Source organism: Marinobacter sp. (assembly GCF_040904845.1).
Taxonomy (GTDB): domain Bacteria; phylum Pseudomonadota; class Gammaproteobacteria; order Pseudomonadales; family Oleiphilaceae; genus Marinobacter.
In genome coordinates this window covers 1-23,070 of the sequence record NZ_JBBDSR010000016.1, presented here as the reverse complement: position 1 = coordinate 23,070, position 23,070 = coordinate 1, and the positions used below count along the sequence as shown (strand labels likewise).

Here is a 23,070-nt window from a genome sequence, read left to right as displayed (position 1 = left end):
CCTATACACTACAGCAAAGGAGCATCCACCGGGCAAGAAAACCAGCGACAGCGGACAACCACCGTGGCGGCCCGAAAATTTCCCGGTTGAACGGTTTTTGCGTAGGATACTGGCGAAGCACTTCGGTCCATTTGACCGCTACAAACCACATGACAAACCACGTGACGGACAATGCTGAAAATATCCAACTCCGTAGAACTGGCGGACTGGGAAATCGACCTCACCCAGATTCGTGCACAGGGAGCCGGCGGGCAGAACGTCAATAAAGTTGCGTCCGCCGTTCACCTGCGGTTCGACATTCTTCACTCCACCTTACCGCCCTTTTACAAACAGCGGCTGATGGCGATCGCTGATCAGCGCATCAGCAATGAAGGTATTGTGGTGATCAAGGCGCAGTCTTTCCGCACCCTCGAATTGAACAAGGAAGATGCGCTGGAGCGGTTGAAGGTATTAATTCAGGAAGCTGTGAAACAGCAAAAGGCACGGCGGCCGACCCGCCCTACAAAGTCCTCCCAACGGCGACGCGTTGACGGAAAGACCCGTAAAGGAAAAACCAAAGCGCTCAGGGGAAGTGTGAAAGTCTGAGCGCCAGAACGCGCTTACAAATCCGACAGTTCGTCCTGCAAATCTCGCTTTAGCTCTTCGGGCTCGGTGATCCACAGGGTTTTATCGAGCCCCGGAAACACGCCAACTTCCAGGCCGTCGTTTGTCAGCCCCGGCACCCACTTCCTGAAAAAGTCAGGCAGCGAAAGACTTCGCGGAGACAACGTACTGTCACCCTTGGCGTAGTCCGTCGCAAAATCGGCACTGGGCCAAACCGGCAGATACTCCACCTCGCCATCCTCCGATGAGATTTTCAGAAAGCGATTCTCGTTATTCACCAGAATCCACACTTCCCGCTCTTCGCCCACCTGGCTCAGAAAATAGTCGTAACGCTCTTCGCCATCCAGCTCAAGTACGGCTGCCAATTCATCGGTGTTCATAGGGATACTCATCGTTGGTTTGTCAGTCTGACGCCGAGCCTACACCAGGCATTCCTTCCGTTCAGTATTTTTTACCCCGAAAGCGACTATTCAACCAATCCCGATTGGGGCACCAGACAGTTCATCCCCGCGATGGACAGGTCCCGAAACGCCGCTTTGGATGAAATGACATCGGGGAAACGATCATATACCGCGCGCCGACAGGTCGACGTGCGCGCTTCACTGTCGGTGACACACTCCGAATAGGCCTGTGCACCACGGCTCTGACCGGTTGCCTCTTCGCAGAGGGCGGGGATTTGCGCAACCACCCAGTCAACGGCGACACTGCGCTCGACGGGGCTGGCCGCAAGGTTGGCGAAGCGGCTGGCCTCAACGGGCTCCGGCTGTTCTCGGGTCTGATCCCACAGCACGAACAATAGGGCAGCGGATACCAGTACAACGGTGACGGTGGGAAACTTCATGTGGACCTCTATTTTGTTCTCGCCAGACGCATGGTATCCGGATACTCCCGGAACTTCACAACCGCTCTGGCGTTCTGGCGGGTAACTTTCCCACAAAATCTGTGGATAAGTTTGTTGGCAACGTCCGGACAAATCGCAAAGAAGCCACAACGACAAGGGTTCAGGGTAAACGGAGGTAAATTAACCAATAGCCAAAGAAACCGGGGAACACTGGCTCCGTACGCAGCAAAACATAGACTTTACCGCAGCCATCGTGCACCTTTTATATCACCAGATCTACCGGCGAAAGCTAAGGAGGGTAAATGAAAGCACAAAACGAACAGTACCTGGAAAGAACCCAAAAGAGCTTCGACAGACAGGCCATGATGAAGACTCTCGGCGCGGAATTGTCGGTTCTGGCCCCCGGAAAAGTCGAAATCCGATTCCCCTACAACCCCAAGTTCACTCAACAGAACGATTACCTTCACGCCGGCATTGTGACCACCATCATGGACAGCGCCTGCGGGTATGCCGCGTTTACCCTGATGCCGCCGGATGCGGATGTATTAACCGTGGAGTTTAAAGTGAACCTGTTGCGCCCCGCCAAAGGCGAGGTTTTTACCTCATCGGCGGTGGTTTTAAAGCCAGGAAAAACGATCTCCGTTGTAGAAGCCTTATTGTACAGCCCGGAGTACGGTGAGCAGGGAGACAAACCGGTGGCGAGCATGACCGCCACAATCATGACGATGATTTAATAGTAATTCGAAAATGTAAAGCAGAGAAATCCACGGTGCACGGCTGGACAATCATCCAATACCATCGTTCGCTCCCAAAAATACAACCTGTAATGGAGTGAGCACATGAAAGGAAAAACCGGCCTATTGATGGCCCTGTTGATGGTAACTGGCTGCGCGACCGCCACCGAAGAACTGCGGATCTATACCGAGCAATACCCGCCCTACAACATGACCACCAACGGCCAGCCCTTTGCCCACTCCGCAAGCGACATTACCGGCTTGTGCACAGACGTATTGAAAGCACTCCTTGCCCAGACCAATCTGGATTACAGCATTAAACTGCGGGACCTCAGCTATGGCCTGAACCGCACCCAGAACCACCCGGACCATGCCATCTATTGCGTTTCCAAAACTCCAGACCGGGAGCCCGCGTTCGATTGGATCGGGCCGCTATCGGGCATCAAATGGACGCTGTTCGCCAAACCAGGGTCGTCGATTGAACTGAAGAATCTTGAAGAGGCCAGAAAATACAAAATTGGTGGCTACAAGGGCGATGTGATGACCGGCTATCTGGCCGACAGAGGATTCGACGTCTCAGCCATCAGCAACAACGGCCTGAACGCCCGCCGCCTTGAACATGACCAGATTGACCTGTGGGTAGCAGACGGTCTCGCCGGCCCCTATCTGGCGGCTGATTCTTCTGACGTAACCGATCTCAAGGCCGTTCTGGTATTCCGCGAGACCCCAATGTACCTGGCCGTTCACAAAGACACCGACCCCGCGATTCTGGATGCTCTGAACGAAAGCTATGAGAAGCTGGTGGAGTCTGGCGAAAAGGACACCATTTCCCGGTCTTACGGTTTCTGAGCGAGCGGGCCCCGGAAACACGGGGCTCAGCCAAAGTACGTCTGCATCCAGTCAACCAGCATCCCCACATCCACGTCAGACAAGGGCACCTGCCTGAAATCGGTGCCCACCTCGTCGTCAATGGTCACGAACTGATAAAGCACCAACCCCGGCTGTTTATCGTGTAGCACAAGGGTGATCCGCCTGCGGGTGCGCAGACAGTCAATAGTCATTACATCGGCAGGAATGCCGGAGTCACGCATGCCCCGACGCACTTCCACAACCGGATTGATATGCTGGTGAGCGGCCTGGATACGAACGTGGGCATCGCTGGCCATGTCGGACAGGGTTTTCAGGGGATCTTCAGGCATTAAATACTATTCTCCTATGTTTGATCAGTTCGCCATCCCAAAGTATCGGACAGCAGGCCAGAGTTACCATAATTTTAGGTTTATGGGTTCGACAAGCACCAAGAAATCGCCTATTTTTTAACCAATGCTCTCTTGGCACAGGAGGCTAAGACCATGAAAACCGCGATTCCCTTCATTTTTGCACTCCCTTTTCTGGCAGTATCTGGACACGCACTCGCTGGCAGCGACAGCGGCGTTTACCTCGGAGCCTCGATTGGTGAGGCCCAGCTAGACTTCGACGACGAACGTGCAGGTTCAGACGAAGTTGGCGACGTGACCATTGATTTTGACGATGAGGATACCGCCTACAAGATCTTTGTAGGCTACAACCTCGGCCTGATACCGCTGGTGGATCTCGCCGTTGAAGGTGCCTACGTTGATTTTGGCAAATTCCGCGGTGATATAGGCCCTCTCAGCGATGCCGACTTCGAAGTCGATGGATGGACCGGTGCCGCTTTGGCTGGTGTAAACCTTGGCCCCGTTGGCGTGTTCGCCAAAGCCGGTGCCATAAGCTGGGACGGCGACCTTGACGACATCGGCGACGAAGACGGCACAGATCCGTTTTACGGAGCCGGGGCGAGGATTACTCTGTTCTCGTTCCAGGTTCGGGCGGAATACGAGCGCTACGAACTCGACAACTTCGACATTGATTACTTCTCCGTGGGGGCCGCGTACACCTTCTGACCCTCAACGCCCGGGCAGTACTAAAGAGGGCAATGTCACAGGTTCAGTCGTGCGATATAGCCAGCACCCTCCGACACACGTCAACGGTGCGGCTTCTTTACCGAGTTCGGGATGCACCTACCTCGCCATATGCCCCACATACGCGGCGGTAAAAGCCGTTTCCTGAAAGGCCTTCAACCCGGTTTCGGCAAAGGCAATCGGTAACGGCTTCGCCGCCAGCGTGGACTTGCTCAGCGCTGTTGGGAGCATTCTCACCTCCAGCTCGCTGCCGGCAATCAACTGAATGGTGGCCTCCAGTTTGAAGCTGATCGCACCACCGGCAAACTTGCCTTTCGGCATCCGCTCTTTGATCGCCACGCAGCTCACCCCGTGTGCGGCCATCAAAGCAGCAAACTCCGCCTGAAACTGCTTCAAATCGTCCCGGGTGTGGTTTTTCTTCAGCGACAGCTTGCGCACCTTGCACTCTGGCAGGCTGAACTGCCCCCGGTCCAGGTTCAGCAAACACACCACCGCATCACTGCCGGTCAGTTCTACTCCGCATATAGTCATGGCATAGCCCTCTTTGCTACCAACAACCTGCCGCAATCAGCCACAGCACTTCTTGAATTTCAGCCCACTGCCGCAGCTGCACGGATCGTTGCGTGAGGGTGCTTTCGTCGTGGTAACGGTCGCCGCTTTGTTCTGCAGTGCGGTCAGCTCAGTAATGGATTCGACAGCACCTTCGCGGGTATCCAGCGTGATGTTCGCATGCAGACCCGCCTCCGCCACCTGAGCTTCGATTTCTTGCTGTCGCGCCTCGCTGGTTACGACCAGTGTCAGCGGATGCTTTTTGCTACCACTCTTCTGACTGGCGTTGGTCTTGAAACCGCCGTACGCGGTGTGGTGTTGGCGCGCGTCCTGACGACCTTTGAAGAAAAATTTGTCTGACATTCTGAGATCCTGATCAACGGAGGAGTCCCCGTGCGCTCGACAAGACACTGGTTGGCGCTGGGCGAGACGTTTTAGCATGCTTACGGAATGGATTATATAGGCAGGAATGCAGCACTGCCGTTTTTGGACGCCTTGATGTCGTATTGAATTTACCTCCCCCCGGTAATCAGGGCCACATTAAACTGAGGTCGTCCCGCGAAGCTCGCGGGCACTCATTGCGGCAGAGGGTGATAAAAATGGCACAACTTCCGAAGCGTGCAAAAGTCGTCATCATTGGCCAGGGCGGTATCGTTGGGTCCTCGGTGGCACACCACCTGATTGAATTGGGCTGGGACGACATCGTGGGGCTGGAAAAGTCCGCCATTCCCACGGATATCGGCTCCACCTCCCACGCCTCCGACTTCTGCTTCACCACCTCCCACGACAAGCTGAACATCTACACCACTAAATACAGCCAGGCGTTTTACGAGAAGCGCGGCAACTATGTCAAATGCGGCGGCATGGAGGTGGCCCGCATTGATGACGACGAACGCATGGATGAGCTCCGCCGCAAGGTAGGCTCCGGGAAAGCCTTTGGCACCAACGTCAGCATGATTTCGCCAAAACAGGCAAAAGAGCTGTTCCCGCTGGTGGACGAAAACCAGATCCAGGGTGCCATGTGGGACCCGGATGCAGGCCTGGTGGTGCCTCGCTCCCAGAAAGTGGCCGGCGACCTGGTGGAGGAAGCGGTCGCCAGCGGCAAGCTTCAGGCTTTCGCCTACACACCGGCCCTGCGTATTGATGTCCAGGACGGCCAGGTGCGGGGCGTTGAAACCGACAAGGGCTACATTGAAACGGAATACGTGGTGCTGTCCATGGGTATCTGGGGCCCCTTGATGGCCAACACGGCAAACTCACCCCTGCCACTGATGCCGCTGGAACATCCACTGCTGTTCTTCGGGCCTTATGAGGAACTCAACGGCACCGGCAAGCAGATTGTCTACCCGCTGTTCCGCGACCAGGGCAACTCCGCCTACGTGCGGGATACCGGTGACCCCACCACCACCGAAGGTGGCCGTATTGAATGGGGTTATTACGAGGCGGAAAACCCGCGACTGGTCTACCCTGGCGCCATCGCCGAGCCCGGAGAGGCAAGGCTGTCACCGTCCATGCGGGATCTGTCGCTGGACCAGGTCATGAACGCCTACGAAAAAGCCATTGAAATGACCCCAATCCTGGGCGAACTGGGCTGGGAGGAAAAACACTCCTTCAACGGCCTGCTGTCAGTAACGCCCGATGGCGGTTCCCTGATGGGTGAATCTCCGGAAGTACGTAACCTGTGGTTCTGCGAAGCGGTCTGGGTCAAGGACGGACCGGGAGCCGGCAAGGTCCTGGCGGACTGGATGACCAACGGCTCGCCGGAGATGGACCCCCACAGCATCGACATCGCGCGCCACTACCCACTGCAGAAAACACCGGACTACGTCTACAGCCGCTGCTATGAAACCGCCAAGAAAATCTATACGCCGGCGGTTCATCCCCGTGAGCCCTACATGTCCGGCCGCCGGATGCGCACCAGCCCGTTCTATCTGCGGGAGGTAGAGCTGGGAGCCTACTTCATGGAGGCCGCCGGCTGGGAGCGGGCCCATGGCTACGCCGCCAACGAAGCCACCCTGCTGGCGAAGTACCGCGACCGCATACCGGTGCGGGAGCATGAATGGGACGCGCGGCATTTCTGGGAAGTATCCAACGCCGAGCAACTGGAAATGAGTGAATCCGTGGGCATGATCAACCTGTCCCACTTCGCCATCTTCGACCTATCCGGCGACGATGCAGAAGCGCTGCTGGAGTACCTGTCGGTTGCCAAAGTGGGCGGCACCACGCCCGTTGGCAAGGGGGTTTACACCCACTTCCTGGATGCCCGTGGCGGTATCCGTTCGGACCTGACCATCATCCGCCGGGGCGACAACGATTACCGGGTGGTCTGCGGTGGCGACACCGGCCACCGGGATTATTGCTGGATGACCCGCATGGCAAGGGAGAAAGGACTCGCCAACATCCGCGTACAGGACCGCACGGACGAACTGGCGGCACTGGGGCTCTGGGGCCCGAAGGCCCGGGAAACCCTGGCGCAGTTCGTCACCCATCCGGACGAACTGTCGGCGGAGAACTTCCCCTTTGCCACGGCACGGGAACTGAACGTCCGGGGCGTTCCAGTCTGGGCGTTCCGCATATCCTACGTGGGCGAGCAGGGTTGGGAGCTGTACTTCCCGTTCAGTTATGGCCTGAAAATCTGGGACCTGCTCTACGAGGCCGGCGTTACCCCGGTGGGTATCGAAACCTACGCCAACACCCGCCGGCTGGAGAAAAGCCTGCGGCTGCAGAATGTGGATCTGGAAACCGAATACAACCTGTACGAAGCCGGCCTGCAGCGGCCCAAGGTCAAAGAAGCGGATTTCCATGGCAAAGCGGCTTATCTGGAACAGCGGGAATGGCCTCAGCAATCAGCCTATCTATGCACCATGACCTTGACCGAACACACAGACGCCAAAGGCGTGCTGCGCTATCCGGTCGGCCAGTGGCCCATTCTGGATCCGGATACCCGAGAGGTGCTGGTGGACAGCCTCGGCCGACGGTCCTACAACACCAGCATCGCCTGGGGACCTTCAGTGGGCAAAATCATCCTGCTGGGGTACATCCCGGTGGAATATGCCCAGGAAGGCCGGGAATTAACCCTGGAATACTTCCAGGAACACTACCCAATTCGTATTGAAGCCGTGGGTTACCGGGCGCTATTCGATCCCGACAATGAGCGCGTCAAATCCTGACCGGGGTTCAGCAGCCCGACACGACGGCGGTCAACATTCGATGATGTTGACTGCCAGCCCGCCCCTGGCGGTTTCCTTGTACTTGTCCAGCATGTCGCGGCCGGTTTCCCTCATGGTGTGCAGCACCTTGTCCAGCGATACGTAGTGCTTGCCGTCGCCCCGCAGGGCCATAATGGCGGCGTCGATGGCCTTGACCGAAGCCATGGCATTACGTTCGATGCAGGGAATCTGAACCAGCCCACCAATGGGGTCACACGTCATACCCAGGTGATGTTCCATGCCGATTTCAGCGGCATTTTCCACCTGCTCAGGGTAGCCGCCCGTAGCCGCAGCCAGGCCCGCGGCGGCCATGGCACAGGCTGAACCCACCTCGCCCTGGCACCCTACTTCCGCCCCGGAGATGGAGGCGTTTTCCTTGAACAACATGCCAATCGCGCCCGCGGTCAGCATGAAACGAATAATGCCATCCTCACTGGCCCGGGGGCAGAACTCCCAATAGTAGTGAAGCACCGCCGGAATAATGCCGGCAGCGCCATTGGTGGGTGCCGTCACAACCCGGCCGCCGGCGGCGTTTTCTTCATTAACCGCCAGGGCGTAGAGGTTGACCCAGTCCAGCGCGCTCAGGGAAGGCGAAATCAGGTCCACCCGGTGCTTGTCCATCAATGAGCGATATAAGGACGCGGCCCGGCGCCGAACCCTGAGCCCACCGGGCAGCTCGCCCTCATGACGAATGCCGTTTCGCACGCATTCACGCATGACTTCCCATAGCCCCAGGATACCGCTGCGGATCTCCTCCGGGGTGCGCCACGCCTGTTCATTGGCCAGCATCACATCGGCAATGCTCAGATCATGCTCACGGCATTGGGCCAGCAACGCCCTACCGCTGTGGAACGGAAACGGCTGCGGGGTATCGTCTTCAAGGATATGCAGGCTACCGCCTGTGTTCCCATCCACCACAAAGCCGCCACCCACGGAATAATAGGTTTGCTCGTGCAGGCACTGGCCTTCTGAATCAAAGGCCTGGCAGATCATGCCGTTGGGGTGTTCCGGGAGGGATTTGCGACGGTAATACACCAGATCCTTCGACTCGCAGAAACGAACCGGATAGCGGCCCACGAGGGAAAGTGTGCCAGTGCTGCGAAGCCGCTCAAGACGGGCCGGCATTTCATCCGGGTCGATCTGGTCCGGCCGCTCACCCTCCAGCCCCATCATTACTGCGGGGCCGGTTCCATGGCCTTTACCGGTCGCACCCAGCGAGCCATACAGGGTAACTTTCAGCCGGTGTACCGATGCCAGCAAATGTTCGCACTCCAACCCCTCGGCAAACCGGCGCGCCGCTTCCATGGGCCCGACCGTGTGGGAACTGGACGGGCCAATACCGGCTTTGAACAGCTCAAACAGACTGATGGCCACGGTGCGGCCTCCTGCTTTGGGGTGTACTTCCACCGTACCGCCGCCGGTTGCCGACCGCATGCTTGCCGACGACATTGACACGATGATTTACGACAGCACACCTGAACTGATCACTTATTGTGCAATTCAGGCATTGCACGATGAAAGCCCAACAGCTAATGTTCAGGTTAAAGCAGCCGGAAAGGATGCTCCGGGCACTGACTGCAGCAACAGGCCCAAGCGGGGCGAGGAGGTTGCATGACCACTGACACAGGCTCGCACATAAACACGCCTGATGCCCCCTATCGGGTCGGTTTCCTGCTGATCGACAATTTCACCCTGATTGCCCTGGCAACCGCTGTTGAGCCGCTGCGAATGGCCAACCAGCTGGCCGGTACCGAACTCTATTCCTGGAAACTGCTGACCGCCGAGGGCGAACCCGCCCGCGCCAGCGATGGCATTACCATGCTCCCGGATGCGTCGATCCAGGAAGAACACCGGTTTGATCTGGTGATGGTTGTTGCCGGTATCGACGTCACCCGGAGTTTTTCCCGCAAGGAGATTACCTGGCTGAAACAGATGGCGCGGCGGCATGTCCTCCTCGGCGCTGTATGCACAGGGCCTTACGTTCTTGCCAGCGCCGGCCTGCTTGATGGCCATGCCTGCAGTGCCCATTGGGAATGTCTGGAAGCCATGCAGGAGGGCTTTCCCCGGGTACAGACCAATAACCGCCTGTTCACCGTTGAACGTGAACGGATGACCTGCACCGGTGGCACCGTGCCCATGCACATGATGCTCAGCTTCCTCTCCCGCCGTCATGGCAAGGAGCTCAGCAATGCCGTTTCCCACATGTTTGTGTGCGACCGCATACGCGAAGAAAGCGAGCAACAGCCCATGCCCATGCACCCGGCACTGGCCTGTGCCCAGCCGAAACTGGCGGAAGCGGCCCAGTTGATGGAAGCCAACATAGAGGAACCCATCGAGTTACAGGAACTTGCCAGCCTGGCGGGCCTATCCCGCCGCCAGCTTGAGCGTCTGTTTCTCAAACATCTGGGGTGCACTCCCTCACGTTACTACCTGCGGGTGCGATTGAACCGCGCTCGCCGGCTACTCAAACAGACACCCTGCTCTATTGTCGAGATTGCCTCCCTGTGCGGCTTTGTCTCCGCCACCCATTTCAGCCGGTGTTACCGTAAAACCATGGGGCGGGCACCAAAGCATGAACGCATGACAGTCCATGCTCAGGGAAGCCCCGAGGAGATACTTGCGGACTCCATGTCCAGCCTGCCGTCTTCATCGCTGCAGGCGCTCAGGCGGGCGCGGACCGAGCCCACTTACGGTATTTTCGAAGGTACTGGCTCAGGTTAACCCCACCACCAGGCCGTTCTCATCGAGGGCAATATCCAGCGCCGCCGGGCGACGCGGCAGGCCCGGCATGGTCATGATGTCGCCGCAGACCGCCACCACAAATCCCGCGCCTGCGGCCAGGCGCACTTCCCTCACCGGCAACATGTGCCCGGAAGGTGCTCCCTTGACCGATGAGTCCACAGAGAAACTGTACTGAGTCTTGGCGATACACACCGGCAGATGACCAAAGCCCAGGGCCTCGTATTCCTCAAGCTGCCGCTTGGCCACCGTTGTGAACTCCACGCTGCCGGCATGGTAAATACGGGTGGCGATGGTGCGTATCTTGTCCGCCAGCGGCAGGCTGTCCTCATAAAGGAATTTCACGTCTGGCGAGCCCTCGTCCATCTGATCAAGTACCGCCTGGGCCAGTTCGGTGGCCCCCTCTCCGCCCCTGGCCCAGTGGTCCGCGGGTACCGCCCTCACGCCAAGATCTTCACTGAGAGATTTCACGAGTGCTAATTCATCTTCGGTGTCATCCGGAAAGCGATTGATACAAACCACCGGGTTCAGGCCAAACTGCTGCAGGTTGCGAATGTGGCGTTCCAGGTTGGCGGTGCCTTCCCGCAGGGCCGGCAGGTCAGGAATCGCCAGTTGGCTGCGGGGAACACCGCCCTGCATCTTCAGGGCCCGGATGGTGCAAACCACGACGGCGGCATCGGGCCGCAAGCCGGTATGGCGGCATTTGATGTCGATGAACTTTTCTGCGCCCAGGTCGGCACCAAAGCCGGCCTCGGTCACCACCACATCATTCAGCGCAAGCGCCGCGCGAGTGGCGGTCACCGAATTGCAACCGTGAGCGATATTGGCGAAGGGGCCACCGTGAATGAACACCGGGTTGTGCTCCAGGCTCTGCACCAGATTTGGCTGCAGCGCATCTTTCAACAGTACCGTCAGCGAGCCTTCCAGACCCAGGTCACGCACGGTCACCGGTGTCATATCGGTGCGCCTGCCAACGATGATATTGCCCAATCGCTGCTTCAGGTCCGCCCTGCCATCCGCCAGGCAGAGTATGGCCATGATTTCCGATGACACCGTGATATCGAATCCGGTTTCCCGGGGTACGCCGTGGGCCGCCCCACCCAGGCCACAGACCATGTTTCTCAGGGACCGATCGGTTATATCCATGACTCTGCGCCAGCTTATGTAGCGCGGGTCCAGCCCGGCTTCGTTGCCCCAGTGAATATGGTTGTCGATAAGCGAGGCCAGCAGGTTGTGAGCCGTGGTAATCGCGTGAAAATCACCGTTGAAGTGAAGGTTGATGTCTTCCATCGGAATCACCTGGGCCCGGCCTCCGCCGGCTGCCCCGCCCTTCATGCCAAAACAGGGGCCCAGGGACGGTTCCCGCAGGCACACGGAAGAACGCACTCCCAGACGGTTAAACCCATCGTTCAGTCCGACACTGGTGGTGGTCTTCCCCTCACCGGCAGGCGTGGGCGTAATCGCGGTGACCAGCACCAGCTTGCCCCGAGGTGCCGTGGCAGAGGTATCCACGTAGGCCATATCCAGTTTGGCCTTGTAGTGGCCGAAGGGCACCAGGCTCTCAGCCGGCAACCCGAATCGCTGCTGGGCCAGCAGGAGAATAGACTGCGGCTGGACCGAGCGGGCAATCTCAATGTCCGGGGCACCCGGCGGCGGAAAAACCGCCGCCGGTGGGGTTGCGGGTGTCAGCTTACTGTACTGAAGACTCATGGAACGGTCCTCTCTGGTCCTCAACGGACCCGCTGTGTTCTTGAATCCATCGCGCCGCCTGACGCAGGCCACCGAATGGGAAAAGATGGATACCCCGCAGCAGAGTATCCGGATTGTCCAGGCAATACCGGACCAGCGCACGTACCATGCCATCCGGTGTCCAGGCGCGAAGAAGTCTGGCGCTGCCCGGGCGACGTAACATCAGCCGGGCCGACGCCCCTACCCCGCATTGCGCCGCATAGGCGATGAGCGTTTTTACCTTCGTCGGCCCGGCCATGCCGATGTAGACCGGCACTTCCTCCAGAACGTCGCCCAGGCTCTGCAGCCAATCGACCACAACGTCGGCGTCAAAGGTAAACTGGGTAACCACCCAAAGCCTTGTGGCTGTGGTGCGGGCGTATTCTCGCTTGATACTCAGGGCCTGGGTCAGGGTTGCCCGGTCTGCCATCGGGTGCCCGTCCGGGTGGGCGGCAACACCAATACCGTGAAACCGGAATTGCGCCAGCAAGCCAGACTCCAGCACCGCCAGCGTATCCGCAAAGGGTCCGGCCGCTGTGTCGCTGTCGCCAGCAATCAGCAACAACCGGTCAACGCCGCTTTCATCCAGCTCGGCCAGCCAGTCCCGCAGTTGCCCACGGCTCTCCGCCATGCGAGCCGGCACGTGGGGTATCGGTTGCAACCCCACATCGACCAGGTGCCGGCAGGCTTCCAGCGTGTCGCTGAATTGCCCCCTGGGCAGGAACGGCACATAAACACAGGTACCCGCGGGCAACATGTCCGGCAGACGTTCCGTAGCCAGTATCTGGCGGGGCGTCGCCTCAATGGATGCCGAGCACACCAGCGCCCTGAGCTTGGCAGCAGCTGCCTCATCGTGCGGACTGAACGCCTCGTTATTGCTCACCAGCTTCATCACCATGCACCCCATTGCTCCCCATGTGCAGCAAGCAGCAGGCGGCCGAAACCGCTCACACTGCCGGTTTCGCTAGTCGGCGAAGTCAATGCCCTTCGCCCGGGCCCGCTCGCGAGCGTTGGGGTTCACGGATGGCCGGAAAGGTACGTCCACCACTTCTGCCGCCACAGCTGTGGAGCCGTCCGCTGCGGCGTATTCCACCGGCAGGTGGACGGTCAGGCGTGAGCCCACCGCGCGTAGGTCATACGGCACATACGCCAACGCGATGTTGGTTTCCAGCTCGGGCGAGTACCAGGGCGAAGTGACGTAGCCTTCGGGTTCGCCGCCGTCAGGGCCGCTGACCAGCCAGAAATCGTTGGCGTAATCGGTCACATTGCCACCCCCAAAGCGGATGCCCACCATGATGTGACTGAAAGGCGGACGACCAGCATCAATCTGCTCACGAACCTTCTCGAGCTTCTGCTTGCCGATGTAGTCGGCGTCCTTATTGCGCGGAACCTGGTACGCCAGGTCGCACTGGAACGGCAGGGTTTCCTGGTCCACATCCTGGCCCCAGGAAAGAATGCCCGCGGCAATTCGGCGGTGGTGTGCAGGGGCAATCACCCGCAGGTTGTGGGGCTCACCCGCGGCAAGCACGGTATACCACAGGTCTTCGGCGTACTTGGTGGCTTCCTTCAGGTATATCTCATAGCCCTTCTCGCCGGTGAAACCCGTCTGGGAGATGATCACATCATGGCCGGCAACCTGGCCCTCCATCAGCCCGTAGAAGGGAATATCCTTCACGCCTTCACCAAACAGATCCGCCATCAGCGCTTCGGATTTGGGGCCCTGAATCTGCACCGGCGCAACATCAATTTCCGCGATGCTGACATCAAACGCCATACCGACATTCACCCCTCGCAGCCAGAACTCCAGATCGCTGTCGGAGAGCGAGAACCAGAACTCATCCTCAGCGACTCTCAGCAGCACCGGATCATTGAGAATGCCGCCTTCCTCGTTGCACAGGATGACGTACTTGCCACGCATGGGTTTGATCTTCGTGGCATCCCGGGTGATCACGTAGTTCACGAAGCGTTCCGCATCCGGGCCCTTGACCTGGATCTGGCGCTCGACCGCCACGTTCCATAGAGTGACGTCGTGTATCAGCGACTCGTATTCCACCATGGCACCGCCGTCTTCCGGGCGGACATAGCCACGAGGGTGATACATACGGTTGTACACGGTCGCCCGCCAGCACCCTGCCTCATAGGCCAGATGCCAATACGGCGACTTACGAACCCGTGTGGAAATCAGCATTTCCACCGGCGTGGGGCCGGACTGACGCAGATTGATGGGAACCCGGCGGTCAGACTGGTCGACACTGTCAGGCTGCCTGGCGGCACCTGCCCGCTGTTGCGGATAATCCAGTAGTGCTTTTTCGAATTGAACGGCCATTGCTATCTCCCCCTTACCGGGTTGTCGATAGCTCTAATGTGACCGTATTTGAGATCGTCAGGTTGAACCAATACGACACCGGCACAACCAAAAGCGTCAACGGAACTCTCTCGCTGTCACTTCAGGTCGCCGGGTTCATACCCTTTACGCTTGCTGACATCCGTGAACCTGCATCACCTCAGTACCAGCAACGTCATGCGGGTGTGCTTCAACAGCGCGGAGGTAGTGCTGCCAACCAACATCTGCCGAAGCCGCGAATGACCGTATGCGCCCATGACCATCAGGTCGATGTCATTATCGTTGGCATAGTCGGTCAGGGTGGCATCCACAAACGTTGCCGCTGCCAGGTGGGTTTTCACCGAAACATCGGCATGTTCCAGCGTAGTTTCGGCCCAGTTAAGCTGCTCCCGATGCTCGTCGGTTTCCGCCCCTACCAGCACCACATGGCATTCCAGATGATGGAACATCGGGCTACCGGCGATGGTGTTCACAGCGCGCACCATGGTGTCACTGCCATCGAAGGCGAGCAGTGCTTTGGTCGGCGCGGTGAACTTGCGACCGACGATCAGAGTCGGTCGCGGGTTGGTGCGGATCATCTGTTCAAGGTGACTGCCCAGATTATCCTCAGACGCGGACTTCCCTCTTTTACCAACGACCAGCACTCGCAAGCTGTCCTGCAGGCCAGTCAGCGTCTCCATCAGATTTCCACGCACCAGCTTACGACGAGCGTCGTCGGCCATGCCTGACTTTCTGGCTTCTTCCGCGGCGAAGTCCAGCAGCAGCTCACCCCGTTCCTTGTTCAGCGCCACGCGCTGTTGATCCAGAGCGGTCAGGCGAGTGCGCATGCTATCGGCCTGGCTAGCTGTGACCTGCTGCTCAGCATTTTCCGAAGCCTCCATTACATGCAACAGGGTGAGAGGCGCGCCCAAGGTTTTGCTGGTCCAGCTTGCGGCGTCTGCCACAGCCTGCGCGTAATCCGAATCGTCAAGACAGGCAATTACCTGATTGTTCATAATCGTCTCCTCGTTCCGGGTCAGACCCCGGAGTTACCGGATTGGTGGTCACGCTGATTTGTCAGGGACTCAATGCGTGCGTTCAGCTCTTCTACGATGCTACTCAGCTTTGCCACCTGATCATCGTTTTGCGGTAAGCGAGGTTGCTGCAGCGAGTCCAGCTTTTTAGTCAGCGAGTCGATGGAGTCTTTCAGGTCGGTCTGCTGGTCACTGATCTCAGTAATCAGACGTTTGGTGTTACTACGGGTCAGCCAGCCTTTGATGCCGGTAAAGTGCAGGAAACGCTCCGACAGCAACAGGGCGGCCACGAACACCAGCGCCAACGCCATCATGGTGTAAGAGTAGAACACCGAGCCATCGCCGAAGGTGCGGGACACAAAACCCAGCAACACCGGAGACAGAAACTGCCCGGTATAAATAGAGCTGACCAGAATAGCGGTTGCGGTAGCTGTTGCAGTGCCGGTGGTAATACGGGTGGCGCTGTCAAAGATCACCGGTACGGTGCTGCCATAACCAAAACCGAGGATCAGCACGCCCAGCCCCAGACTGAACAGTGACTCGTTGACGAAAGCGATCAGCACAAAACCGATCGCCATGAAGCTCACCTGAAGAGGGATAAAGAAGCTTTTGAACTTGCGGCGGAAAAACGCCAGGCCCAGACCGCCAAGGAAACCACCGACCGAGCAGGTAGCGATGATAATGCCGTTGGTGATGGTATTGGTTACATCCAACTCTTTCAGGAACAGCGCCATATTGGAAGGAATGCCAAAGAACACCACAAACGTCAGCACCATGTAGAACGCCAGCAGCCACACCCTGGGGTCCAGCCGGTTGTTGACGGACTCTTTTACATAGGGCTCCGGTTTCTTGTTCGGAATCAGGAACAGGACAATGAAAAAGATGATGGCACCCAGCCCGTAGGACATGAAGGAATACTGCCACCCCTGGGTTGCCAGGAAGCCGGAAACCACAATGGCAATGATACCGCCCAGATTGGTAGCGGCGCTTTGCAGCCCCAAGGTGGCGGTGCGCTCCTCACCGAAGTAGTTATCGGAGATCAACGTAATGGAAATCGGAATCATCAGGCCCACAGCAATACCCAGCACCGCACGGGTCGCCAGCATGAACCAGATATCCGGAGACAGTGCCCCGCCAACACCACCAATCAGGTAGAGCACCAGAGAGACCAGCAGAATGTTTTTCTTGGAGTAGTAACGAACCAGATAGCCTGAAACAAAGGCAAAAGGCACCACCATACCGGCGTGCAGGGAAGTCAGAACGTTAATCTGCAGAGGTGTGGCCTCCGGAAAAGCGGCGGCGATCGAAGCCACGGCGGGCGCTATCATTGCCCCGGCCATGACGGTAATCAGCGATACCGAAAGAATGGCGTATTTTAGCACTTAGTCTGTCTCCTAAATTTCAGGTTGAAAAAGAGGCACAGAAAAAGACAAGACCGCACGAACGGGAGTATCGTTTCTGAATCAAAATCACTCTAAGCAAAAGCCTCGAACGGCTTCGAAAGCCATGCCGGACAGACGCAGGCCGCCACAGGGCGTGACGATAACTACGGCAAGGCATAGCCTGGATAGGCCGGGGGCAACGAACGGGGCCCTTTGCAAAGGCTGCAGAGGGAAAAGCGCGGTGAAACCAGTACCCGATACAAACAATCAGTTTATTGTTTTAACTGGCTGATCCATTGCATCGATGAACAAGGCGCAGAATTATATAGCAAAATGCTTAAAATGTCATTAATCGGCGCATCCAGAGACAGTGATTTGAGCCCGCGACACGCCATCATCCTTGGCTTACCGTGACCCCCTCAACACCTTGACCGGGTCGGAAAGCCTGTCCGGGCGGCGAGGGGTCGCCTCGGCAAAAGCCGCGTAGAGTTTTTGCATGTCGGCTGCCAGATCGTCCGTCGGTTGCAGAATAAGCGGGTAAGTGAGCTGCTTTTTGCGATAATCCGCAGCGGCCACAACAATAGGTACCTCAGCCTGCCGGGCGATATGATGAAAGCCGGTCTTCCATTGCTTTGCGTTGTGGCGCGTTCCCTCTGGTGTTACAACAATGACCATCCTGTCGTGCGTGTTGAACTGCTCAACCGCCTGCCCCACCACGCCGCCGGTTTTCGAACGATCGACCGGAATAGCGCCGAACCGTCGCAAGACCCAGCCCAGAGGACCCTTGAACAGCGAGTGCTTGATCATGAACCGGGCATCAAGACCCAGGGCGACCCCACAAGCCAGCCCCAGCACGCCATCCCAATTGGACGTATGCGGGCCGGCCACCACTATGGCCCTGGGAATATCCGGAAACGGGTGAATGTTCCAGCCCGCAGTGCGTAACATTCGGGAAGCCAGGCGCTGAGAAATAGAACTGCCCGTGGACACCCCGGCTCCTTCTTTATTCAGTGACATATCTGTTATCCATTTACCGACGACTAAAAGCTAAAGGCTTCAGTAATACCCGAAACCGCCCAGAATTATACTCCAGACGGCATGCCTTGTTCACCGCTTCAACTCGGTGAGTAACGAACGGGGCTATAGCAGTTCAGTTTAGCGCTGATACACTGCCGGTAAACGAGCATAGCCAGCCACGCGGACTCCCGATGAATAGACAGCACGACAACATGGCTTGCCCCTGTGGCAGTGGTAAAAAGCACAAGGCCTGTTGCCTGTGAGCCCGGAAGAATGGCAAGTCATACTGGAAGTCATCCCCGACGCCCGAGACGGCCTGACCCGCACCGAGCGCATCATCCTGTACGTGCTTCAGCAGACCCAGCAGGAACTCAAGAACCGCAATGTGCCCACCGCCATGCTGTACGGACGGGTTCTTGAGTACGTGGATATGAGCGAAGCGGAGCTTCACGTGTATCTGGACCGGTTGGGCGTGAAGGGGAATGGGCGGTAACAGCACGGCTGCCTATATCCTTAACCCGCCAGCGCAGCCCGCACCTTCTTGCTCAAATGCCCCATGTCGACCCGGCCCAGCACCTGGGGGCGCAGTTCATTCATGACATTACCCATGTCCTGCATACCCTGGGCACCGGTTGCGCTGATGGCCCCACGGATCAGGCCATCAAGATCATCCTCGTTAAGAGCGGCGGGCATGAACTCCTCAATAATCACCATTTCCGCCCGCTCCTTGTCCCCAAGCTCTTCGCGACCGGCATTGTCGTATTGACTGGCGGCATCGCGACGCTGCTTGAGCATTTTGTCCAGCACTTTCAGAACGTCATCATCAGAGAGCTCCCGGCGCTCATCAATCTCGATCTGTTTGATCGCAGCCTGTGCCATACGCAGAGTCACAAGCCGGGTTTTATCCCTGTTCCGCATCGCGTTTTTCACCGCCGTGCTCAATTGATCCTTAAGTGATGATTCCGACATTGTCGAGCTCCTGTTCTGTGGATTAAGGGAAATACTCCAAATAGTGACTCAAACCACGGTGGTAGTGAACCAAAAAGCCATTTTCAGCCTACCTCTGATAACCTGCCCATTCTATTGATGCTTGATGCGAACGGAGTTGTTGCATGATTACAGTTCACCACCCTGGCCTGGGTGGAGCGAGTGCAAGCCAGAGCGGCTATTTCGTCAACCCCGGAAACCAGAGCACGATGGCCGGGAAGGCGATGCACAACACCAGACCAGTCAATTGCAGTGCCACAAAAGGAATAATCGAACGGTAGATAACACCGATGCCGACATTTCCTTCGGCGATGCCTTTCAGATAGAACAACGCGTAGCCAAACGGCGGAGTCAGGAAACTGGTTTGCAGGTTGATCGCCACCAACACTGCGAACCAGACCATCAGGCCGCTGCTGCTGACACCAGCAAATTCCAGGCCCTCCACCACAGGCACCAGCAGTGGCAGCACCACAAAGCTGATCTCAATCCATTCCAGGAAAAAACCGAGTATGAAGATCAGCCCCATCAGGAGCAGCAGCAACCCGTAGGGCCCCAGGCCGGTGCCAGTGATGATATCGACGATCATGTCGTCACCGCCCAGCTTTTTGAATACCACACTGAAACAGGTTGCACCGATAACCACGAACAGGATCATTGCCGATGTTTTCGACGTATCGCGGCAAACAGTCCGTAGCGCGCTCCAGTTTAACTGGCGCAGCCCGAGCGCAAGGACCAGTGAACCGGCAGCACCAATGGCCGCCGCTTCGGTAGGCGTGGCAATACCGGCCATGATCGAGCCCAGCACAGCCACAATCAACACAACAGGCCCAGCCAGATCCCGCAGCAACGCCACCAGCATAGGCGCATGCTGCTCGGTCAGATGTGCATCTTCGCCTTCACTGGCCAATGGTGCCCACTCCGGCTTGATGTAAGCAGTAACCAGCAAATACAGGGTATAAAGCACGCCAAGCATAAGCCCCGGCATCAGCGCCGCCTTGAAAAGATCACCCACCGAGATATTCAGTATGGAACCCATCAACACCAGCATGATGGAAGGCGGAATCAGTATGCCCAGGGTTCCCGAAGCGGCAACCACGCCGTAGGCCATTTCCGGCTTGTAACCCTGTCGCATCATTACCGGCAACGCCAGCAACCCGAGCATGACAACCGACGCACCAATGATCCCCGTGCTCGCCGCCATCACCACCCCCAGCAGCGCCACCGAAATAGCCAGACCACCCCGCACGCGGCCAAAAAGCCGCTGGAGCGTCAGTAGCAGGTTCCTCGCGACACCGGATTTTTCCAGCATCAAGCCCATAAAAACAAACAGTGGTATGGCAATGAGCAGCCAGTTTTCGATGACACCGCCGAATATGCGAGAACCCACCGTTCCCAGAAACGGTATGGGAATATCGCCGATAAATGCGAACAGAATCCCCAGCCCCCCGAGCAGAAACGCAACCGGATACCCACTGAAAATACCGACCAACAACGCCAGCACCATGGCAATGGCCAGGCCATACTCATTCAGCATTCGGGTTCTCCTGTGCGTCGCGACGGGGGTCAAGTATTCGGGCCAAGCGATCGAATACCTGTCCCAGGGCGCTTACCGCAAGCAGGATAAGCCCCGCAGGCAGTGCCGCCTTAATAAGGAAGCGGTCGGTCAGACCGCCATAGTTGGACTGCTCGCCCGATACGTAAGACATCTGTACGAAGTGTTTCGACAGCCAGGCAATCAGGACACAGAAAGGGATCAACATGACCAGATGGCCAATAATATCAACCCAGTGTTTGCCGGCAGGGCTCAGGTGGTGATGAACCAAATCCACCCGAACATGGGTATCGGAGTGTAAGGCATAACTCCCCCCGATCAGGGTCAACAAACCGAACAGATGCCACTGCATTTCGGTCGCCGAGTTGATCGTGATCGAATTGCCCAGCAAAAATATCTTATTCTCCCAGCTCACCAGTTCGTTCATACCCAGAGCATTCATCACCACGGTGGTCAGTACCATAAACATCACCACAAGAACCAGCCAACTGGACACACGCCCCAGCCAACGGCCAAGTCCGATCAGTGGAAAGGCGATGATCGCCAGTAGATGAGCAATCTTGTAACGCAGAGGAGGAGGAGCGGAACTCGTAGAATCGGTGTAGGAAGTCATACTGTTATAGTATCCATCTGGCCGAAGCAAACGAAACCGGCTGACGACATCATTGCGACGCCGTCAGCCCTGAACATAACCCGTCAGTCGCGGGGGATGGCTTGCAACTCGTACCAGTCTTCAACCAACTCGGTATGCTCCATCAGGGACTCATACGCTTTCTTGAACAGAGGATTGTTCTTCATTTCCTCCGCGCGTACCTCTTCCCAGCCCTTGCGCAACTCGGCAATAACCGGATCCGGGAAACGTTTGACCTCAATGCCCTTCTGCTCCAGCTTTTTGATCACACGCATCTGCTCGGCAGGCGCTTCCGCCATGGACCATTGCAGCGTGGCGCGGCAGGCGGTCTCAAACTTGGCCTTGGTCGCATCGTCGTACTCGCTCCAGACATCCTTGTTGACGATAAATGAAAACCAGCTCGCTGACTGGTGCCAACCGGGGAAGTAATAATATTTGGTGATGTCCTCGAAGCCCATCAGCTGGTCCACCTGCGGCACCGAAAATTCAGTGGCGTCTATGCGCCCACGCTCCAGGGCCAGGTAGATTTCTCCACCCGGGATCAACTGGGTAGACGCACCATACTTGTTCAACACCTTGGCACCCAGGCCGGAAATCCGCATCCGCAGGCCGTCAAAGTCCTTGATCGTGTTGATTTCCTTGTTGTACCAGCCCCCGGTTTCCTGGGGCGAGATAAAGCAGGGCAACACCTTCACGTTGTACTGATCGTAGGCACTCTGCAGGATTTCAGTGCCTTCACCTGCCCACATCCAGGACATGAAGGCTTCGGGCGAGGGTCCGAACGGCAGGGCCCCATACAGGTTGGTAACCGGAACCGTACCCGCCCAATAGCCGATCCAGTCCCAGCCCGCAGGGATAGCACCGGACGAGACCGAGTTGAACACTTCGAACGCAGGCACCAGATCACCCGGGTTATGAACATCCAGCTCGATCTCGCCGTCCGTCACGGTTGCCAGCTCTTCAGCGAACCGAAGCGCACCTTCGCCAATAAAAATACTGGTATTGAAGGTATTGGCAACGTCCAGCTTTTCGGGGCCAGCGGCATGAACGGCAGCTGACAGGCTCAGAGCAGTGACGCCCGCAGCCATTGCAGCCGACACAGGGAACTTATATCTCATGGTTTCTATTCCTTTTCTTGTTGGTTTATCGGTTTTCGAAACATGATCGCAGAGGCCGGACCAGAAACAGCCCTGCCCCGCGTTTTCACTACATCGAGATGGTAGTATTGACCTCTTTGGACAAATTGTCAGGTTCAAACCACCGAGCGGTGACGGTTTTAGTCTGGGTCCAGAACTGGATAGCCTGCTTGCCGTTGCCATTGGGGTTCTGATTAATAAAGGCGATGGCCTCGTCGAGTGTGTCCTGACGGACATCCGAGACAGCCAGATGATTCACGGTGCTGGCTTTCGCCTTCAGAATCTCAGACTGTCCCGGCGTTCAGCTAACCTTCTGGCTAACCGGCTTTGAACCTGAAGAGGCGAATTGCCCGCTTTTACCCTTGTCCACATACTCAACCGCCCCACCGGACTTTAAAAATGCAGCCGTCTGCTCCTCGATCGTAGCAGTCGTTAATGTCGCTTTTGCGGGTTTCTTACTCATGGTGTTCTCCAGATCAACCGTTGGCTTAGTCGCCAACCTGAGCCGTCCATTATATCCGAAACAGGAAAAAATTGCTTGGAGTGAGAGTGGCCCGCTGGGGGCAAGGCCCTCTCCCACTGTTAACGAGGCCGAACATTCTGATTCACACGGAACAGGTTCTCCGGATCATACTTCTGCTTAACCTCCACCAGCCGCTTGTAGG

Annotated in this window: 27 protein-coding genes; 8 read left to right on the top strand and 19 right to left on the bottom strand. The window is 57.4% G+C overall.

Annotated features, from left to right (window positions below; genetic code table 11):
• Nucleotides 1–171 precede the first annotated feature (171 nt).
• Nucleotides 172–585 carry an alternative ribosome rescue aminoacyl-tRNA hydrolase ArfB gene (arfB, locus tag WD429_RS01825; RefSeq protein ID WP_368420465.1) on the top strand — a complete coding sequence of 138 codons (414 nt, stop codon included), beginning with the start codon at nt 172–174 and terminating at the stop codon, nt 583–585.
• A gap of 14 nt (nt 586–599) precedes the next feature.
• Here arfB and WD429_RS01820 read toward each other — a convergent pair whose 3' ends face one another.
• Both WD429_RS01820 and WD429_RS01815 read right to left on the bottom strand, forming a co-directional pair.
• Nucleotides 600–983 (bottom strand): DUF2750 domain-containing protein, encoded by a 384-nt coding sequence (locus tag WD429_RS01820; RefSeq protein WP_368420464.1) that lies wholly within the window; start codon nt 981–983, stop codon nt 600–602.
• A gap of 86 nt (nt 984–1,069) precedes the next feature.
• Complete coding sequence (locus WD429_RS01815; protein ID WP_368420463.1) at nt 1,070–1,444, bottom strand: hypothetical protein; 375 nt, start codon at nt 1,442–1,444, stop codon at nt 1,070–1,072.
• A gap of 302 nt (nt 1,445–1,746) precedes the next feature.
• Between WD429_RS01815 and WD429_RS01810 the strand changes: the two genes are divergently transcribed.
• Together WD429_RS01810 and WD429_RS01805 are read left to right on the top strand one after the other, a co-directional pair.
• Nucleotides 1,747–2,178 (top strand): PaaI family thioesterase, encoded by a 432-nt coding sequence (locus tag WD429_RS01810; protein WP_368420462.1) that lies wholly within the window; start codon nt 1,747–1,749, stop codon nt 2,176–2,178.
• Nucleotides 2,179–2,283: 105 nt separating this feature from the next.
• The gene (locus WD429_RS01805; RefSeq protein WP_368420461.1) at nt 2,284–3,027 is read left to right on the top strand and encodes a substrate-binding periplasmic protein; all 744 of its coding nucleotides are present in this window, start codon (nt 2,284–2,286) and stop codon (nt 3,025–3,027) included.
• A 26-nt stretch (nt 3,028–3,053) separates the two neighbouring features.
• Here the strand turns inward: WD429_RS01805 and WD429_RS01800 are convergent, their stop codons facing one another.
• Nucleotides 3,054–3,377, bottom strand: coding sequence for a hypothetical protein (locus tag WD429_RS01800; protein ID WP_368420460.1), 324 nt, complete (start codon nt 3,375–3,377; stop codon nt 3,054–3,056).
• 153 nt (nt 3,378–3,530) lie between these two features.
• On the opposite strand from WD429_RS01800, the gene WD429_RS01795 reads away from it, so the two are divergent.
• Nucleotides 3,531–4,100, top strand: a complete 570-nt coding sequence (locus WD429_RS01795; RefSeq protein WP_368420459.1) for an outer membrane beta-barrel protein — start codon at nt 3,531–3,533, stop codon at nt 4,098–4,100.
• A gap of 117 nt (nt 4,101–4,217) precedes the next feature.
• Here the strand turns inward: WD429_RS01795 and WD429_RS01790 are convergent, their stop codons facing one another.
• On the bottom strand, nt 4,218–4,649 hold the full coding sequence (locus WD429_RS01790; protein WP_368420458.1) for a DUF3010 family protein: 432 nt from the start codon (nt 4,647–4,649) through the stop codon (nt 4,218–4,220).
• Nucleotides 4,650–4,685: 36 nt separating this feature from the next.
• Nucleotides 4,686–5,030 carry a PBPRA1643 family SWIM/SEC-C metal-binding motif protein gene (locus WD429_RS01785; RefSeq protein WP_368420457.1) on the bottom strand — a complete coding sequence of 115 codons (345 nt, stop codon included), beginning with the start codon at nt 5,028–5,030 and terminating at the stop codon, nt 4,686–4,688.
• Between the two features lie 236 nt (nt 5,031–5,266).
• Between WD429_RS01785 and WD429_RS01780 the strand changes: the two genes are divergently transcribed.
• Entirely contained in the window at nt 5,267–7,837 is a 2,571-nt protein-coding gene (locus WD429_RS01780; protein WP_368420456.1) for an FAD-dependent oxidoreductase, read from the top strand.
• Between the two features lie 30 nt (nt 7,838–7,867).
• Here the strand turns inward: WD429_RS01780 and WD429_RS01775 are convergent, their stop codons facing one another.
• A complete protein-coding gene (locus WD429_RS01775; protein WP_368420455.1) occupies nt 7,868–9,250 on the bottom strand; it encodes an L-serine ammonia-lyase in 1,383 nt (460 codons plus the stop codon).
• Between the two features lie 237 nt (nt 9,251–9,487).
• Between WD429_RS01775 and WD429_RS01770 the strand changes: the two genes are divergently transcribed.
• Entirely contained in the window at nt 9,488–10,597 is a 1,110-nt protein-coding gene (locus tag WD429_RS01770) for a GlxA family transcriptional regulator (RefSeq protein WP_368420454.1), read from the top strand.
• Here the strand turns inward: WD429_RS01770 and WD429_RS01765 are convergent.
• The 6 genes from WD429_RS01765 to WD429_RS01740 form a co-directional block, all read right to left on the bottom strand.
• A complete protein-coding gene (locus WD429_RS01765) occupies nt 10,589–12,325 on the bottom strand; it encodes a formate--tetrahydrofolate ligase (RefSeq protein ID WP_368420453.1) in 1,737 nt (578 codons plus the stop codon). The two genes, WD429_RS01770 and WD429_RS01765, sit on opposite strands and share 9 nt — an antisense overlap.
• Nucleotides 12,306–13,241 (bottom strand): methylenetetrahydrofolate reductase, encoded by a 936-nt coding sequence (locus tag WD429_RS01760; RefSeq protein ID WP_368420452.1) that lies wholly within the window; start codon nt 13,239–13,241, stop codon nt 12,306–12,308. The genes WD429_RS01765 and WD429_RS01760 overlap by 20 nt, the downstream gene beginning before the upstream one ends.
• A 66-nt stretch (nt 13,242–13,307) precedes the next feature.
• Entirely contained in the window at nt 13,308–14,669 is a 1,362-nt protein-coding gene (locus WD429_RS01755; protein WP_368420451.1) for a glycine cleavage T C-terminal barrel domain-containing protein, read from the bottom strand.
• A 173-nt stretch (nt 14,670–14,842) separates the two neighbouring features.
• Complete coding sequence (locus WD429_RS01750) at nt 14,843–15,682, bottom strand: universal stress protein (protein WP_368420450.1); 840 nt, start codon at nt 15,680–15,682, stop codon at nt 14,843–14,845.
• A gap of 20 nt (nt 15,683–15,702) precedes the next feature.
• Complete coding sequence (locus WD429_RS01745; protein ID WP_368420449.1) at nt 15,703–17,082, bottom strand: MFS transporter; 1,380 nt, start codon at nt 17,080–17,082, stop codon at nt 15,703–15,705.
• Nucleotides 17,083–17,487: 405 nt separating this feature from the next.
• Entirely contained in the window at nt 17,488–18,099 is a 612-nt protein-coding gene (locus tag WD429_RS01740; RefSeq protein WP_368420448.1) for a lysophospholipid acyltransferase family protein, read from the bottom strand.
• 191 nt (nt 18,100–18,290) lie between these two features.
• Between WD429_RS01740 and WD429_RS01735 the strand changes: the two genes are divergently transcribed.
• Nucleotides 18,291–18,362, top strand: a complete 72-nt coding sequence (locus WD429_RS01735) for an SEC-C metal-binding domain-containing protein (protein ID WP_368420499.1) — start codon at nt 18,291–18,293, stop codon at nt 18,360–18,362.
• Nucleotides 18,359–18,592: a hypothetical protein gene (locus WD429_RS01730; protein ID WP_368420447.1), complete on the top strand. Its 234-nt coding sequence runs from the start codon at nt 18,359–18,361 to the stop codon at nt 18,590–18,592. The genes WD429_RS01735 and WD429_RS01730 overlap by 4 nt, the downstream gene beginning before the upstream one ends.
• Nucleotides 18,593–18,612: 20 nt before the next feature.
• Here WD429_RS01730 and WD429_RS01725 read toward each other — a convergent pair whose 3' ends face one another.
• From WD429_RS01725 to WD429_RS01695, 7 genes are all read right to left on the bottom strand, one after another.
• Nucleotides 18,613–19,068 carry a GatB/YqeY domain-containing protein gene (locus tag WD429_RS01725; RefSeq protein WP_368420446.1) on the bottom strand — a complete coding sequence of 152 codons (456 nt, stop codon included), beginning with the start codon at nt 19,066–19,068 and terminating at the stop codon, nt 18,613–18,615.
• A gap of 196 nt (nt 19,069–19,264) precedes the next feature.
• Nucleotides 19,265–20,620, bottom strand: coding sequence for a TRAP transporter large permease subunit (locus WD429_RS01720; RefSeq protein WP_368420445.1), 1,356 nt, complete (start codon nt 20,618–20,620; stop codon nt 19,265–19,267).
• Nucleotides 20,610–21,251 carry a TRAP transporter small permease subunit gene (locus tag WD429_RS01715; RefSeq protein ID WP_368420444.1) on the bottom strand — a complete coding sequence of 214 codons (642 nt, stop codon included), beginning with the start codon at nt 21,249–21,251 and terminating at the stop codon, nt 20,610–20,612. Before WD429_RS01715 ends, WD429_RS01720 begins: the two co-directional genes overlap by 11 nt.
• An 83-nt stretch (nt 21,252–21,334) precedes the next feature.
• Nucleotides 21,335–22,387, bottom strand: a complete 1,053-nt coding sequence (locus tag WD429_RS01710; protein WP_368420443.1) for a TRAP transporter substrate-binding protein — start codon at nt 22,385–22,387, stop codon at nt 21,335–21,337.
• Between the two features lie 88 nt (nt 22,388–22,475).
• Nucleotides 22,476–22,664 carry a hypothetical protein gene (locus tag WD429_RS01705; protein ID WP_368420502.1) on the bottom strand — a complete coding sequence of 63 codons (189 nt, stop codon included), beginning with the start codon at nt 22,662–22,664 and terminating at the stop codon, nt 22,476–22,478.
• Nucleotides 22,665–22,706: 42 nt separating this feature from the next.
• Nucleotides 22,707–22,868, bottom strand: coding sequence for a hypothetical protein (locus tag WD429_RS01700; protein ID WP_368420442.1), 162 nt, complete (start codon nt 22,866–22,868; stop codon nt 22,707–22,709).
• 119 nt (nt 22,869–22,987) lie between these two features.
• The gene (locus WD429_RS01695; RefSeq protein WP_368420498.1) at nt 22,988–23,059 is read right to left on the bottom strand and encodes a BBE domain-containing protein; all 72 of its coding nucleotides are present in this window, start codon (nt 23,057–23,059) and stop codon (nt 22,988–22,990) included.
• Between the last annotated feature and the right edge of the window lie 11 nt (nt 23,060–23,070).

What these genes read in the sequence shown, in the direction of transcription:
- WD429_RS01815 (WP_368420463.1), bottom strand. Translation starts at nt 1,444, where the DNA reads ATGAAGTTTCCCACCGTCACCGTTGTACTGGTATCCGCTGCCCTATTG.
- WD429_RS01810 (WP_368420462.1), top strand. Translation starts at nt 1,747, where the DNA reads ATGAAAGCACAAAACGAACAGTACCTGGAAAGAACCCAAAAGAGCTTC.
- WD429_RS01710 (WP_368420443.1), bottom strand. Translation starts at nt 22,387, where the DNA reads ATGAGATATAAGTTCCCTGTGTCGGCTGCAATGGCTGCGGGCGTCACT.
- WD429_RS01725 (WP_368420446.1), bottom strand. Translation starts at nt 19,068, where the DNA reads ATGTCGGAATCATCACTTAAGGATCAATTGAGCACGGCGGTGAAAAAC.
- WD429_RS01720 (WP_368420445.1), bottom strand. Translation starts at nt 20,620, where the DNA reads ATGCTGAATGAGTATGGCCTGGCCATTGCCATGGTGCTGGCGTTGTTG.
- WD429_RS01700 (WP_368420442.1), bottom strand. Translation starts at nt 22,868, where the DNA reads ATGAGTAAGAAACCCGCAAAAGCGACATTAACGACTGCTACGATCGAG.
- arfB (WP_368420465.1), top strand. Translation starts at nt 172, where the DNA reads ATGCTGAAAATATCCAACTCCGTAGAACTGGCGGACTGGGAAATCGAC.
- WD429_RS01755 (WP_368420451.1), bottom strand. Translation starts at nt 14,669, where the DNA reads ATGGCCGTTCAATTCGAAAAAGCACTACTGGATTATCCGCAACAGCGG.
- WD429_RS01820 (WP_368420464.1), bottom strand. Translation starts at nt 983, where the DNA reads ATGAACACCGATGAATTGGCAGCCGTACTTGAGCTGGATGGCGAAGAG.
- WD429_RS01765 (WP_368420453.1), bottom strand. Translation starts at nt 12,325, where the DNA reads ATGAGTCTTCAGTACAGTAAGCTGACACCCGCAACCCCACCGGCGGCG.
- WD429_RS01785 (WP_368420457.1), bottom strand. Translation starts at nt 5,030, where the DNA reads ATGTCAGACAAATTTTTCTTCAAAGGTCGTCAGGACGCGCGCCAACAC.
- WD429_RS01750 (WP_368420450.1), bottom strand. Translation starts at nt 15,682, where the DNA reads ATGAACAATCAGGTAATTGCCTGTCTTGACGATTCGGATTACGCGCAG.
- WD429_RS01760 (WP_368420452.1), bottom strand. Translation starts at nt 13,241, where the DNA reads ATGGTGATGAAGCTGGTGAGCAATAACGAGGCGTTCAGTCCGCACGAT.
- WD429_RS01790 (WP_368420458.1), bottom strand. Translation starts at nt 4,649, where the DNA reads ATGACTATATGCGGAGTAGAACTGACCGGCAGTGATGCGGTGGTGTGT.
- WD429_RS01795 (WP_368420459.1), top strand. Translation starts at nt 3,531, where the DNA reads ATGAAAACCGCGATTCCCTTCATTTTTGCACTCCCTTTTCTGGCAGTA.
- WD429_RS01740 (WP_368420448.1), bottom strand. Translation starts at nt 18,099, where the DNA reads ATGTCACTGAATAAAGAAGGAGCCGGGGTGTCCACGGGCAGTTCTATT.
- WD429_RS01805 (WP_368420461.1), top strand. Translation starts at nt 2,284, where the DNA reads ATGAAAGGAAAAACCGGCCTATTGATGGCCCTGTTGATGGTAACTGGC.
- WD429_RS01800 (WP_368420460.1), bottom strand. Translation starts at nt 3,377, where the DNA reads ATGCCTGAAGATCCCCTGAAAACCCTGTCCGACATGGCCAGCGATGCC.
- WD429_RS01780 (WP_368420456.1), top strand. Translation starts at nt 5,267, where the DNA reads ATGGCACAACTTCCGAAGCGTGCAAAAGTCGTCATCATTGGCCAGGGC.
- WD429_RS01715 (WP_368420444.1), bottom strand. Translation starts at nt 21,251, where the DNA reads ATGACTTCCTACACCGATTCTACGAGTTCCGCTCCTCCTCCTCTGCGT.
- WD429_RS01770 (WP_368420454.1), top strand. Translation starts at nt 9,488, where the DNA reads ATGACCACTGACACAGGCTCGCACATAAACACGCCTGATGCCCCCTAT.